The organism is Solwaraspora sp. WMMA2080 (genome assembly GCF_027497395.1).
Classification (GTDB): Bacteria; Actinomycetota; Actinomycetes; order Mycobacteriales; family Micromonosporaceae; genus Micromonospora_E.
The window spans coordinates 1,224,126-1,237,172 of sequence record NZ_CP114910.1 but is presented as its reverse complement, the minus strand read 5'-3'; the positions used below and the strand labels follow the sequence as shown (position 1 = coordinate 1,237,172).

15 protein-coding genes are annotated in these 13,047 nt (G+C 72.5%); 8 read left to right on the top strand and 7 right to left on the bottom strand.

Annotated features, from left to right (window positions below; genetic code table 11):
* Window positions 1-155: 155 nt before the first annotated feature.
* The gene (locus O7543_RS05510; RefSeq protein ID WP_281554841.1) at window positions 156-935 is read left to right on the top strand and encodes a class I SAM-dependent methyltransferase; all 780 of its coding nucleotides are present in this window, start codon (window positions 156-158) and stop codon (window positions 933-935) included.
* Between the two features lie 52 nt (window positions 936-987).
* Here the strand turns inward: O7543_RS05510 and O7543_RS05505 are convergent, their stop codons facing one another.
* The gene (locus O7543_RS05505; RefSeq protein WP_281554842.1) at window positions 988-1,437 is read right to left on the bottom strand and encodes a hypothetical protein; all 450 of its coding nucleotides are present in this window, start codon (window positions 1,435-1,437) and stop codon (window positions 988-990) included.
* Window positions 1,434-2,219 (bottom strand): MerR family transcriptional regulator, encoded by a 786-nt coding sequence (locus tag O7543_RS05500; RefSeq protein ID WP_281554843.1) that lies wholly within the window; start codon window positions 2,217-2,219, stop codon window positions 1,434-1,436. Before O7543_RS05500 ends, O7543_RS05505 begins: the two co-directional genes overlap by 4 nt.
* Window positions 2,220-2,305: 86 nt before the next feature.
* Between O7543_RS05500 and O7543_RS05495 the strand changes: the two genes are divergently transcribed.
* Window positions 2,306-2,776 carry a DUF6194 family protein gene (locus tag O7543_RS05495; RefSeq protein WP_281554844.1) on the top strand — a complete coding sequence of 157 codons (471 nt, stop codon included), beginning with the start codon at window positions 2,306-2,308 and terminating at the stop codon, window positions 2,774-2,776.
* A gap of 25 nt (window positions 2,777-2,801) precedes the next feature.
* On the opposite strand, the gene O7543_RS05490 is transcribed toward O7543_RS05495, so the two are convergent.
* Window positions 2,802-3,968 carry an erythromycin esterase family protein gene (locus tag O7543_RS05490; protein ID WP_281554845.1) on the bottom strand — a complete coding sequence of 389 codons (1,167 nt, stop codon included), beginning with the start codon at window positions 3,966-3,968 and terminating at the stop codon, window positions 2,802-2,804.
* Between the two features lie 57 nt (window positions 3,969-4,025).
* On the opposite strand from O7543_RS05490, the gene O7543_RS05485 reads away from it, so the two are divergent.
* Window positions 4,026-4,775, top strand: coding sequence for a MerR family transcriptional regulator (locus tag O7543_RS05485; RefSeq protein WP_281554846.1), 750 nt, complete (start codon window positions 4,026-4,028; stop codon window positions 4,773-4,775).
* 43 nt (window positions 4,776-4,818) lie between these two features.
* Window positions 4,819-5,145, top strand: a complete 327-nt coding sequence (locus tag O7543_RS05480; RefSeq protein WP_281554847.1) for a hypothetical protein — start codon at window positions 4,819-4,821, stop codon at window positions 5,143-5,145.
* Here O7543_RS05480 and O7543_RS05475 read toward each other — a convergent pair.
* A complete protein-coding gene (locus O7543_RS05475; RefSeq protein WP_281567354.1) occupies window positions 5,142-6,383 on the bottom strand; it encodes a transposase in 1,242 nt (413 codons plus the stop codon). The genes O7543_RS05480 and O7543_RS05475 overlap by 4 nt on opposite strands.
* 16 nt (window positions 6,384-6,399) lie before the next feature.
* On the opposite strand from O7543_RS05475, the gene tnpA reads away from it, so the two are divergent.
* Window positions 6,400-6,816, top strand: coding sequence for an IS200/IS605 family transposase (tnpA, locus tag O7543_RS05470; protein ID WP_281567353.1), 417 nt, complete (start codon window positions 6,400-6,402; stop codon window positions 6,814-6,816).
* Between the two features lie 40 nt (window positions 6,817-6,856).
* Here the strand turns inward: tnpA and O7543_RS05465 are convergent, their stop codons facing one another.
* Window positions 6,857-7,390 (bottom strand): aminoglycoside phosphotransferase family protein, encoded by a 534-nt coding sequence (locus O7543_RS05465; protein WP_281567352.1) that lies wholly within the window; start codon window positions 7,388-7,390, stop codon window positions 6,857-6,859.
* Window positions 7,391-7,498: 108 nt separating this feature from the next.
* Between O7543_RS05465 and O7543_RS05460 the strand changes: the two genes are divergently transcribed.
* From O7543_RS05460 to O7543_RS05450, 3 genes are all read left to right on the top strand, one after another.
* A complete protein-coding gene (locus O7543_RS05460) occupies window positions 7,499-7,924 on the top strand; it encodes an Hsp20/alpha crystallin family protein (RefSeq protein ID WP_281567351.1) in 426 nt (141 codons plus the stop codon).
* A gap of 121 nt (window positions 7,925-8,045) precedes the next feature.
* On the top strand, window positions 8,046-8,870 hold the full coding sequence (locus tag O7543_RS05455) for an SDR family oxidoreductase (RefSeq protein WP_281567350.1): 825 nt from the start codon (window positions 8,046-8,048) through the stop codon (window positions 8,868-8,870).
* A gap of 121 nt (window positions 8,871-8,991) precedes the next feature.
* Window positions 8,992-10,005: a tyrosine-type recombinase/integrase gene (locus O7543_RS05450; RefSeq protein ID WP_281554853.1), complete on the top strand. Its 1,014-nt coding sequence runs from the start codon at window positions 8,992-8,994 to the stop codon at window positions 10,003-10,005.
* A 22-nt stretch (window positions 10,006-10,027) separates the two neighbouring features.
* Here the strand turns inward: O7543_RS05450 and O7543_RS05445 are convergent, their stop codons facing one another.
* Together O7543_RS05445 and O7543_RS05440 are read right to left on the bottom strand one after the other, a co-directional pair.
* The gene (locus tag O7543_RS05445; RefSeq protein WP_281554854.1) at window positions 10,028-11,032 is read right to left on the bottom strand and encodes a TerC/Alx family metal homeostasis membrane protein; all 1,005 of its coding nucleotides are present in this window, start codon (window positions 11,030-11,032) and stop codon (window positions 10,028-10,030) included.
* Between the two features lie 156 nt (window positions 11,033-11,188).
* Entirely contained in the window at window positions 11,189-13,003 is a 1,815-nt protein-coding gene (locus O7543_RS05440) for an acyl-CoA dehydrogenase family protein (protein WP_281554855.1), read from the bottom strand.
* Between the last annotated feature and the right edge of the window lie 44 nt (window positions 13,004-13,047).

Genomic DNA, 13,047 nt, shown 5'->3' with positions numbered 1-13,047 from the left:
GCACTACACCATAATGACAGTTATGTGGTGCCCGGACGTTTCTGGTCTGGCGTCAGCTCGTGTGGCGGGCGCCCGTCGGTCAGAATCGGCACGTCGGCGACGGTCTCGGCGAGGGTGGTGCGGTGGCAGGCGCGGATCGACGTGGCCTCGGTCAAGTGTTCAACGAGGTGCCGGAGCTGTACGACAGGGTCCGGCCGGGGTACCCCGCCCCGTTGTTCGCCGACCTCGTCACCATCACCGGCCTAGGTGAGAGGTCGCCTGTGCTTGAGGTGGGCTGCGGTACCGGTCAGGCGACGCGTTCGCTGGCGGCGCTCGGGTGTTCGGTGACCGCCATCGAGCCGGGCGCGGGTATGGCCGCGCTTGCTCGCCGACGGCTCGCTACCTTCGGCAACGTCACCGTCGAGTCGTCGACGTTCGAGGAGTGGGACGACCGCGGTCGACGCTTCGACCTCCTCGTGGCAGCTTCAGCGTGGCACTGGGTCGATCCTGCGATCGGTTGGCGGCGAGCACGCGAGGTGCTCCACCCCGGGGGCTGGATGGCGCTGCTCGGCCACGTCGTCATCCGCCGGCCCGGCGAGCCGGAGGTGTACGCCGAGACCGCCGATCTCCACGAACTGTTCTCCCCCGGCAATCCCGACTGGGGCCGTCCGCCGATTGAGGGCGACGTGCGCAGCACCGACGAGGGCTGGGGACTGGTCGACGATCCCGGCAGCCTGTTCGGCCCCACGATCGTGCGCTGGTACCCCACCGTCCAGTGGTTCGACGGCGACGGGTTCGCCGACCTCCTGCGCTCGCAGTCGCCGTACCGCAGGCTCGACCACGACGTCCGCGAGCCGCTGCTCGACGCCATCGCCGAGCGCATCCGTAGCCGCATGGGCGACCGAGCGGCACGCCGGTACCTGAGTGTCCTGCGTATCGGTCAGCGCGCGGAGTGATTTCAACGGTAATCCGGTCACGTTCTTCGATGGCGTCCGTAAGCTGGTGCTCCTACCCGGACGCCAGCAGCTGCGTCAGCTGGTCCAGGCCGGCTCTGATCAGCCGGGCGTACTCGTCGTCACCCAGGGCGTCGACGCCCGCCTGCGCGTACCGCAGGTGTTCCCGGGCCCGGTCGAGGTCACCGAGCTTGCGGTGACACTCGCCGAGGTTGAGGTGCAGCGACGGGTACAGGCCGGCCACCCCGGCCTGCGCCACCCGGGTGTCGGTGAGCAGGTCGGCCGCAGCCAGGGCCCGCTGGTCCCAGCGCAGTTCCTGGTGCACGTCGTCCTGCACGTCGGCCATCGCGTGGGCGAGGACGCAGACGTGCAGCGGATCCCCGTCCTGCCCGCCGATCTCGTCCCAGATCCGCGCGAACAGGTCACGGGCGGCGTCCCGTTGACTGCGCTGGTGGTGCAGCTGCACCCCGTCGTTGATGCGGGCGAGCGTGGCGTCGACGGTCATCGGCTGCTCCCGGAACGTGCATGTCGCGGCGACACCGATGGTAGTCGGCCGGCCGGACCCGACCGGTCGACCGACGGGGCGTGGTCCGGGGCGGCGGTGAGCGCGAGCACGGTGGCCAGTGCGGCGGCGGCGTCGAGCAGGGCCCGGGACCGGCCGGTGAGGTCGGCGTCGCGGACCGCCAACGCGGCGGTGATGTCGGCCGACCGCCCGGCGGAGCGCAGTCGCGGCATCAGGGCCCGTAGCGGCGCGACCCGGTAGCCGGCCTGACGCAGCTGGTGCGCGACGCGGGCGTCGCGGACCTGGGCCGGAGTGTACCGGCGGGGTCCGCCCGCCCGGTCGCGGTCGGGCACGACGAGGCCTTCGGCGTGCCAGTGCCGCAGCGTCGACGGGCGTACGCCGAGCGCCGTGGCCAGCTCGGAGATGCTCATCGCGTCGCAGCCGCGTACGTCGTCGATGGGTTCGGCGGTGATGGCCCGGGCCGCCAGCTGGGCCTGTCGCAGGTCGGCGCGTTCGGTGTGCAGCCGGGAGTGGGCGGCGTCGAGCAGGGCGAGCATCCCGTCGGCCGGGCGGCGGTGGGCGGCCTGGACGATCCTGCGGGCCTCGGCCGGTCCGGTCGCCGCAGCCAGGGCCCGGTAGGCCAGCGCCGACTGCAGGTGCAGTTCCCCGAAGACCCGGTGTCCGGTGGCGGTACGGGCCGCCGGCGGCAGGATGCCGTCGCGTTCCAGGTTTCGGATCTGCTGAACGCCGTACCCGGCCCGCCGGGCGACGTCGACGGTGCGCATTCGAGTCGAGTGGAGACCTTCCGTTTCGGATACCTGTGCTCGGGATCGTGAAGTCTCCATAAGCACTGCAATGTAACGCTTCAGGTATGACCCAGGACGAGATCATCGCGTTCGTCGCCGGCCTCGGCGACGTACTGACCCTCAGACCGGCGTCCGGCGACGGGACACCGCCGATCAGCTGGGGCGACACGTTCTTCTACGTCTCGCCCGACGGCACGGTCCCGACCCGGCGGCAGCCGTTCGCCACGATCGTCACCAAGGACTACCCGGGCGACGCGACGTCGCGCCTGGACCGGCCGGGTGTGTTCCGGCTCAACGTCGCCGTCGGACGCGACGATTTTCTGCGGCACGCCGGGCACGAGGCTCGCGGGGCCGCCCCGGCCGGGGTCGATCCGGCCGCCGCCGACACCGTGTTCGCCCATCCCGTGTACGGTGCCGGCGGCTGGCTGGCGGTGGTCGACCCCGGTCCACGCACCGACGCCGTGGTGCGTGACCTGCTGCGCGCGGCACACCGTCGCGCCGGCGCACACCACCGACGACGGGACGGCAGGAGTTAGCGGGTGGGCGTGCGCCCACCCGCTGTCACCGCGGTGTGCCCGGTCGCGGGACGTGGTTGACGAACACGACGCTGTCGACCGTGTCGAGCTGCGCCGGGTCCAGCGGGAAGTAGGCGAAGTCGGGGCTGACCCGTGGGACGGCTGCGGTGAGGGTCCGGGCCAGTCGGCGGGCGTCGACGAGGCAAGTGTCCCACGGCAGCGTGGCGAGGGCACCTTCGACGGTGTCCGGCGGTGGTGTGTCGTCGCCGAGGGTGCCGAGGGCGGAGGCCAGGTAGGCGTACCGGTCGCCGAGGCGGGCCGCGGTGATCGCACCCGCGCTCCACATCCGCAGCTGCTGGTCGCCGAGCGACATGACGCTGCGGTTGCGCTGCAGGTGCAGGTTGTGGGCGAAGACCAGAGCGGGGCCGTGGTCGGCGACGGCCCGCAGGTTGGCGGCCATCATCGCGTCCCGTAGCGCCGACAGCCGGGCGATTCGGGCGGGGGACGGGTCGGCCATCGCGTGGTGGTAGCGGAGCAGGCCGACGGCGGTACGCCCGTACAGTTCGGCCCGTTCGCGGTCGGCGGGGTCCAGCTGCGGCGCCTGGGTGTCGAGCAGCGCCAGCAGGTCGTCGGTGATCAGCCGGAGCTGCTGGGCGTCGGCGGACCGGCCGATCGACCGGGACGGGTCGGTGACGGTGGCCGGGTCGGACCAGCGGTCGTCCGGGCCGAGCAGCGAGTCGAGGGTGTCGCGGGTGCCGGGCGGCGGGTCGTCGAGCAGGTCGTGCAGGCCGGTGAGTGCCTGGCGTGGGCTGGCCGCCCAGTACTCCAGGGGGCCGTCGAAGCCGTGGAACCGTAGTTTGTCGTCGTGGTCGGTGTTGTAGGCCCGCATCCAGCTGACCAGGTCTCGGTTGGCCGGTGAGGTGCCGAACTGGTGGCTGAAGCCGTGGCGCATGACGTCGTCGAGGGTGCCGGTGCCCGCCGTGACGTACTCGTCGACCACGAGGCCCATCAGGCAGTCGCTTTCGACGGCGATCGACCGGTAGCCCTCGTGTGCGACGAGGTGTCGGAAGATGTCGTTGCGCAGCTGGCCCAGTTCCTCCACGAAGTGCCGGGCCTCGCCGAGGCCGAGCAGCAGGGGTCGGGCGGGCAGCGACCGCAGGAATGCCGAGATGCCCGCAGCGTCGGCTGGACGGGCGGTGTCCGTGATATCCATTCCTTCAACGGTATCGTTGAAACAACGGTGTAAGGTTTGTGTGCGTTTGGCGCTGGGATGCCTCGTCAACTTTCAAACAGTGAGGTAGCTGTGCGGCCGGTGGACCTGGCGCGGGAGCATGGTCTGTCCCCTCAGGCGGTGCGCAACTACGAGCAGGCCGGTGTCCTGCCGGCGGCTGCGCGGACCGCCGCGGGTTACCGGGTCTACACGCCGGTGCACGCGCAGGCGCTGCGGGCGTTCCTCGCGTTGGTCGCCGGGCACGGTCACGCCACGGCGACATCGATCATGCGGGCGGTGAACCGGGGTGCCGTCGACGACGCGCTGCGGCTCGTCGACGACAGCCACTGCCAGTTGGTCGACGACCGGCGTACCGTGCAGGCGGTCGAGGCAGCGCTGCGTGATCTGGCGCCGGTCGCGCCCGAGCGTGGCGGGACGTTCATCGGCCCGTTGGCGGCCCGGCTCGGTCTGCGCCCGGCCACCCTACGCGCCTGGGAGGCCGCCAATCTGGTCCGGCCGGGCCGGGACCGGCGGACCGGGTACCGGGTCTACGACGCCGCCGACGTGCGCGACGTGATGCTGATCCACCAGTTGCGCCGGGGTGGCCATCTGCTGGCGCAGATCGCGCCGTTGATCACACAGGTCCGTACCGCTGGTGGCGTCGCCCCGCTGGAGTCGACGCTGCGTGTCTGGCGGGACCGGTTGTCCGCGCGGGGTCGGGCGATGCTCGCCGGCGCCGCCGAACTGGACGCCTTTCTGCGTGTCCGGGCGGCGGCGTCAGCCGGGTCGGCTGCGGGTGGGCCGGACTGATTCTCGGTGGCCCGGGTCGCCCGGTGCGGGTCAGACTCGTCCGGTGTCGACGTTCGACGAGCTGATCGCCGAGGCTTCGGCGGTGCCGGTGGCGGGCTGGGACTTCTCCTGGTTCGCCGGCCGGGCCACCGAGCAGCGGCCGTCCTGGGGGTACGCGCGGTTGCTGGGCCGTCAGATGGCCATCGCCCGGCGGGCGGTGGATGTGCAGACCGGCGGCGGCGAGGTACTGGCCGAGGTTCCGACGCCGCCGCCGCTGCTGGTGGCGACGGAGGCCGCAGTGGTGGGTGGTGCCGAACCAGGCGCCGGAGACACCCGCGTACGGGGCGACCACGGTGATGCCGGCACCGTATTGACATCCTCGCCGCCCTAAACGGCGGCGATTCCAGCCACGCCGCGCGTGACACGCGCAGCGTTCTGGCGGGTTACCGTTTCACCGCGCGGTGCCGGGACGGGTCCCGGTCCTACCCGCGCTCCACGGTCGTTGACGTCCGCCTGCCCGGCGGCCTTGATGTTGATCGCCGCGTTGACATCCCGGTCGTGGTGACCGCCACACGGACACACCCACGACCGCACGTCCAACGCCATCCTGTCGTTGACGCGCCCGCAGTCCGAGCACATCCGGGTGGACGGGAGCCACCGGTCCACCCGGGCGAACGTACGCCCGTATCTCGCCGCCTTGTACTCCAGCATGGCGACGAACGACGACCATCCGGCGTCGTGCACCGACTTCGCCAGCCGGGTCCGGCCGAGACCGACGACACACAGGTCCTCGACGTACACCGCTTGATTCTCACGGATGATCGTCGTGGACAGCTTGTGCTGCCAGTCCCGCCGGGTGTCGGCCACCCGGGCGTGCGCCCTGGCGACCTTCACGACGGCCTTCCCACGGCGGTTGCTGCCCCGCTGTTTGCGCGACAGGGCCTGTTGCAGCCGTTTGAGCTTGCGGGCCGCGCGGCGCAGGAACCTGGGTGCGGCGACCTTCGTGCCGTCGGACATGACCGCGAAGTGCGTCAGCCCCAGATCGATCCCCACCTCGGCGTCCACCTCGGGCAGCGGCTCGTCCTCGCTGGTCCGCACGACGAACGAGGCGAAGTACCGCCCGGCGGCGTCCCGGATGACCGTCACGGACGACGGGTCCGACGGCAACGACCGGGACCAGCGCACCGCCAGGTCGCCGATCCTCGGCAGCCGCAGACGACCGTTGTCCAGCACCGTGAACCGGGAGTTACGGGTGAAACGGATCGCCTGCCGGTTGTCCTTACGGGACCGGAACCTCGGCGGCGCCACCATGCTGCCTTTACGCCTGCCCGACACGGAGTGGAAGAAGTTGCGGTAGGCGGTGTTGAGGTCCGCGAGGGCCTGCTGCAACACCACGGCCGACACCTCGCCCAGCCACGCCCGTTCCGGAGTCGTCTTGGCCCGCGTGATGACCCGCTTGGACAGTTCGGCGTCCGAGATGTACGGCAGGCCCTGCTCGTGGGCGGTCCGCCGTGCGCGCAGCCCGTCGTTGAACACCACCCGGGCGCATCCGAACGCCTTCGCCAGCGCGATCTGCTGGCCGGGTGTCGGGTAGACCCGGAACTGGTACCGGAGCTGCACGAACCACACGATATCATGTTGGTCTATGGCAGAAGGTGAGGGTATCCGTACCGGCAGGCACTGTGTCTTCGCGATGCACGTCCACTTGGTTTTCGTGACGAGGTTCCGGCACACGGTGTTCGCCGACCGGCACCTGACCCGCATGGAAGCCATCATGCGGGACGTATGCCGCGACTTCGAGGCCGAACTGGTCGAGTTCAACGGCGGCCACAACCACGTCCACCTGCTGGTCGACCACCCACCCAAAGTCGCCGTTTCCCGCCTGGTCAACTCACTCAAGGGCGTCCCGTCGCGCCACCCGCGGCAGGAGTTCCCCGACCTCGCACGCCACTACCACCGGGCCAACAAGCTCTGGTCCGGCTCGTACTTCGCCGGCTCCGTCGGCGGCGCGCCACTGAGCATCGTGACGCAGTACATCGAGCAGCAGAACCGGCCAGGTTAGAGCACTGCTCGGGCCCTGACGGCCCTCCCAACGCGGGCCTTCACCCCCGGCCTGAAGGCCGGAGCACTGGCCCGCATTCCGGTAGCCGGCGGGCGGCGTCGGGGCGCTGCCAGGCGGGGTCGGCGGTCAGCGGCACGAACGCCTTGGCCGCGTAGGCGAGGTCCCACAGCCGGGTGCCCGGCGCGGCGGTGTCCCAGTCGATGAAGGCCCAGCGGTCGCCGACGACCAGGTTCCAGGGCGCGAGGTCGTGGTGGACGACCAGATCGGTGCCGTCGGGTGGGATGAGCCGCCGCCAGACGGCACCCGGTGGTGGGGTGAAGCTGGCGGCCGCGTGGTGCAGGTCGCGTACGAGCCGGCCGACCCGGCGCAGGGCCACGGCCGGGCCGAGCAGGTCGGACCGGTCCGGCCAGGGGACCGTTCCGGGCAGGTAGGTCAGCACCTCGCGGCCGGCGGCGTCGACGCCGAGCGGTCGGGGTGCGCCGCCGAACCCGACGTCGTGCAGGTGGGCGAGGAAGGCGTGCACAGCGGGGGTCCACGCGCCGGCGGGTCCGGTCGACCGGTTTGTCCCGCGCACGGGACGACTTGACGCTCACAGGGTTGCGCGCTATAGCTATAAGTAAGTTGAGTCTGCGGGGCTCAACTTGAGGGAGTGAGAAGCCCGCACCCGTGAGGAGGTCCGACAATGTTGATGCGCACCGACCCGTTCCGGGAGATCGACCGGATCGCCGAGCAGTTCTTCGGCACCACCACCCGTCCGGCCGTCATGCACCTGGACGCCTACCGCGACGGCGACTGGTTCTACGCCGCGTTCGACCTGCCCGGCGTCGACCCGGACAGCATCGAGTGCACCGTGGAACGCAACGTCCTGACGGTGCGTGCCCAGCGCCACCGCCCCACCGGCGACAAGGTCGAACTCGTCGCCGCCGAACGACCGATGGGCACCTTCACCCGGCAACTGTTCCTCGGCGACACCCTCGACACCGACAAGCTGGAGGCCGGCTACGAGGCCGGCGTGCTGACCCTGCGGATCCCGGTGGCGGAGCGCGCCAAGCCGCGCCGGGTCTCGATCAGTGTCGGCGACGACGGCCGCCGGCAGCTCAGCAACTGAAACCCACCCACCGAGTCCCCGCCCGGCGCCGGAGCGCACCGGGCGGGGACTCGTCATGTCCGGCGGGGGACAAGCCGGCAAACGCCTCGCGCCGGTGTCGCCGGCCGGGCATCCTGGGAAGATGATCGACCCCCGGTTGACCGGGCACGTCGCGATCGTGACCGGCGCGAACCAGGGCATCGGCGCGGCGATCGCGCTCGCCCTGGCCACCCAGGGCGCCGCGGTGCTCGCCGCGTACCTGCGGATGGACCCGTCCTCCTACGCCGACGATCCGTCGTTTCCCGCCCAGTACGGGCAGGTCCGTGCCCAGGACGCACGCAGCGTCGTCGACCGGATCGTCGCCGCCGGCGGCAAAGCGGTGGCCGTGGAGGCCGACCTGGCGGACCCGGCCACCCCGGCTCGGCTGTTCGACGAGGCGGCGGCCTCGTTCGGCCCGGTCGACATCCTGGTCAACAACGCCAGCGGCTGGCTCAGCGACACGTTCCGGCCGGACAGCCGGGACCGGTTCGGCCGGCCGTTGACCCACGTCGACGCCGGCACCTTCGACCGCCAGTTCGCCGTCGACGCCCGCGCCCCGGCGCTGCTGATCGCCGAGTTCGCCCGCCGGCACCTGGCCCGCAAGGCCAGCTGGGGGCGGATCGTCGGATTGACCTCCGGCGGCCCGCACGGCTTTCCCGAGGAGGTGTCGTACGGGGCGGCCAAGGCCGCACAGGAGAACTACACCATGTCGGCCGCCGCCGAACTCGCCCCGTACGGAGTGACCGCGAACATTGTGCAGCCGCCGGTCACCGACACCGGCTGGGTGACGCCGGAGGTGGAGAAGCAGATCACCGGTTCGAGTCCGCTGAGCCGTATCGCCCGCCCGGAGGACGTCGCCGAGGTCGTCACCCTGCTGGCCTCGCACCAGGCCCGTTACGTGACCGGCCAGATCGTCCGGATGTCCTGACCGCGCCGCACCGCAGGTCGCGGCCGCCGTTGGCCGGCCGGCCGAGGTCACGAACAGCGCGGAAAGATCACGTACGGCGTTTCGGCGTCGTCGGTGACGCCGGCTTTGGCATCCTGCTGCGATGCGTCGCCCCACCACCCCCGGTCTCGTCCCCCGGCCGGCCGACCGCGGCCTGCCCGCCGCCACCGCCCCGGTCGACTTCACCGAGGCGTGGCTGCGTAACCGTCGGCTGTCCGAGCACACCCGGGCCGCCTACCGCCGGGACGTGACCGGCTGGTTGTCGTGGTGCACCGCCACCGGGCTCGACCCGCTGCAGGCGTCGTTCCTGGACGTCAACGCCTACGCCCGGACGTTGGAGGCCACCGTCGATCCGCGCAGCGGCCGGCTGCTGACCCCGGCGACGGTGGCCCGCAAACTGTCCGCCATGTCCAGCTGGTACGCGTTCCTGGTGCGGCTGCGGGCGGTACCGGCCAACCCGGTGACCGACGCGGACCGGCCGCGGATCGACCGGGACCATTCGGCGACCGTCGGGTTGAGCCCCGACCAGGTCGACGCGTTGTTCGCGGCGGCCCGCGCCGACACCGGGGCGAGCGGTGCGCGCAACCTCGCCGTGCTGGCGTTGCTGGCCGACCTGGGGCTGCGTGTCGGTGAACTGGTCAGCCTCGACGTCGCCGACGTCGGCGACGAGCGGGGGCACCGCAGCGTCCGGTTCGTCGGCAAGGGCGGCCGGGCCCGCCGCCGGGCGCTGGCGCCGGACACGGCGGCGGTGCTCGACGCGTACCTGGCAGTCCGGGCCCGCGCCGCCGGTGTCGCGGCCGATGCGCTCGACGGCCCGCTGCTGGCCACCGCCAGCGGCGCGCGGCTGGACCGGCACGCCGTGTTCCGGCTGGTCCGGCGGCTGGCCCGGGCCGCCGGTCTGCCGGCGTGGGACCGGCTGTCGCCGCACTCGCTGCGGCATGCGTTCGCCACCACCGCCCGCGCCGAAGGGGTGCCGCTGGAGGACGTGCAGGACGCGATGGGTCACGCCGATCCGCGGACCACCCGTCGGTACGACCGGGACCGGTACAACCTGGACCGGGACCCGGCGTACCGGATCGCGGCGGCGCGGGCCGCCCGCGTCGCCAGGTCCGGCTGAGCGTCTCACCGGATCCGGCAGGTCACCGTTGCCGCTGCTGGTCGTCGTGGCCGCGCAGCGAACCGGCGTGGGCGCGGGCGGTCGGGTCGCGGTGGACCTTGACCAGGCTGGCGACGACGGTGACGGTGAGGATCACCAGGATCAGCCCCAGCGACACCGGGGTCTGCACCTCGGGGACCCGGTCGTCGAGGGTGTGGCCCCAGTGCAGCACCAGCTTGACGCCGATCAGCGCCAGTACCAGCGCCAACCCGGTGGACAGGTAGACCAGCCGGTCCAGCAGGCCTTTCACCAGGAAGAACAGGGCCCGCAGCCCGATCAGGGCGAAGGCGTTGGCGACGAAGACGATGTACGGCTGCTGGGTGACACCGAACACGGCGGGGATCGAGTCGAGGGCGAACAGCAGGTCGGTGCTGCCGATCGCGACCAGCACGATGAACAGTGGGGTGACGACACGGCGACCGTCGAGGCGGGTGACGAGCCGCCCGTCGACGTAGTCAGGTGTCACCGGCAGCACCCGGCGGGTGGCGCGGACCAGCACGTTGTCGTCGACCTGCGGGTCCTCGTTGCGGTGCCGGAACAGCTGCACGGCGGTGAAGATCAGCAGCAGGCCGAAGACCAGGAACATGAAGGAAAACAGGTTCAGCAGGGTGGCGCCGGCGGCGATGAAGATCGCCCGCATGACCAGCGCGGCGATGATGCCGAAGGTGAGCACCTTGTGCTGGTGCTCCTCGGGAACGGCGAAGGTGCTGATGATGATGACGAAGACGAACAGGTTGTCGACGGACAGGCTCTTCTCCACCAGGTAGCCGGCGAAGTACTCGGTGCCGTAGTCGCCGCCGGCCCAGGCCATGAACACCAGGCCGAACACGACGGCGACCGCGACGTAGAACACCGACCAGGCGACCGCCTCACCGAACCCGACGGCGTGCGGTCGGATCGCCGCTACCGCCAGGTCGAGGGCGAGCAACGCGATGATGACGACGAGCGTGACGGCCCACACGCCCGGGCCGATCTCCAGCGAACCCATGTCAGAGATCGTGCACCTGTCGGCGGCGTCGCGCGCGCCGACACACGGCATTGGTGGACAATCCGGGACGTTGCGCTACGATGCCCGGCCGCCGGGTGATGCGCGGACGCGCAGGCTCGGTTGCTCATGGCCGCCGGCCCGCCCGGGCGACGGGACTCAGGTCCGGCTGAGCAGTTCCAGGTGCCGGTGGGCGTCGGCGGCGATGTCGGTGCCGACCAGCCAGCGTCGGGTCCACAGCCGGGCCGCCACCTGGGCGGCGTCGGTCTCGTCGGAACCCGCCGCTCCGGCGGCGGTGTCGTCGGAACCCGCCGCGTCGGTGCCGCGACCGGGCCCGTCGGCCAGGTCGACGAGCAGCGCGGCGGCCAACGTGTACGCCGTCCGCAGCGCCAGCGGGCGCGCGCCGGCTGCCGTGTCGGCCCCACCCGGGTCGGCCGCGACCCGGGCCAGGTCCGTACGCAGCCGCCCGGCGGCGTCGGTGAGCGCCGCGGCCACCTCGGGGTCGGCGGCGGTGGCGGCCGCCCGGTCGACCCGGGCCAGCAGCGGCCCGGCGGCCTTTTCGCGGGTCACCGCCCGCAGCGCGTCCAACGCCAACACCGTGGTGGTGCCCTCCCAGATCGGCAGCACCTGGGCGTCACGCAGCAGCCGGGGCGCGCCGGTGTCCTCGACGTAACCAGCGCCGCCGAAACATTCGACGTACTCGCTGGCGGCGGCGACCGCGAGCCGGCCGGTGGCGAGCTTCGCCAGCGGTGCGGCCAGCCGCAGTTCGGCCGCCGGGTCCACCTCGGCGGTGGCGTCCGGTCCGCCGGGTGTCGACCGGCCGGCGACGCCGGCCTCGACCTGTCCGAGCAGGTCGAACACGTGGCCGGCGAGGACGAACGCGCCGGCGGCGTCGACGGCGAGGGTGCCGAGCAGGCCACGGTGCGCCGGGGAGTCGACCAGCCGGCCGCCGGCGACCCGGCGGGCGGTGGCGTAGGCGTGCGCGTACGCCAGACCGCGGCGCATCCCGCTGGCCGCAGCGGAGGCGTTGTGCAGCCGGGTCACCACCACCAGGGTCATCGCCCGGGCCAGGCCGGGCCGTGCGGGGTCGCCCAGCGGCAGCGCGTACGCGTCGCGCAGGCCGACCTCGGCGGTGGGCAGCGCCCGGGTGCCGAGCTTGTCCTTGAGCCGGTGCACCCGCACGCCGGGGGCGGGTGCGTGCGGGTCGGTGCCGGCGGCGGCCAGCGGCGAGTCGGCGGCGTAGCGGGGCACCAGGAACGGCACGAGCGTGCGGCTGCCGCCGACGGCGCCGACCGGGCGGGCCAGGGCGACCGCGACCGCCGAGTCGATCGCGGAGCAGAACCACTTCTCGCCGGTCAGCCGCCAACCGTCGCCGCCGTCGTCGTCGGGGCGCGCCACGGTGGTCGACCCGGACAGGTCGGAGCCGCCCTGGGCTTCGGTCATCCACTGGCCGCTGGTGATCGCGGCGGCGGGGTCGGTGGCGGTGAGCCGGGGCAGCCAGGTGTCGCGGACCGCCGGGTCGACGTCGGGGTGGCGCAGCAGCGCGGCGGCCCCGTCGGCCATCGCCACCGGGCAGGAGAACGTCGCCGACTCCGGCGCGTACAGGTGCAGCAGGGCGTGCTGCACCACCCGGGCGTCCGGGCCGAAGGCGGCGCGGGTGTCGGCGCGGTACGGCAGCGCGACCAGGGCGTGCCGGGCGGCGGCGGCCCGTAGCCGCTGCCAGCCGGCACAGGTGTCGACCCGGTCGACGCGCCGGCCCCACGGGTCGTAGCGGACCAGCCGGGGCGGGTGCTGCTCGGCGTCGGTGTGCGCGGCCCGCAGCGGGCCGGTGACGTCGGCGGCGAGGGCGGCCAGCCGGGGCCGGGCGGCGGTGTGCGCGGCCGGGTCGATCCGGCGGCGCAGCCACCGGTCGAGCAGCCAGTCGGTGCGGTACGGGTCGCCGGGGGCGGGCACAGGTTGGACGTACCGGTCCACGATGATCGATCCTCCTCGCCACGCACAGCCGTTACTACCCGACG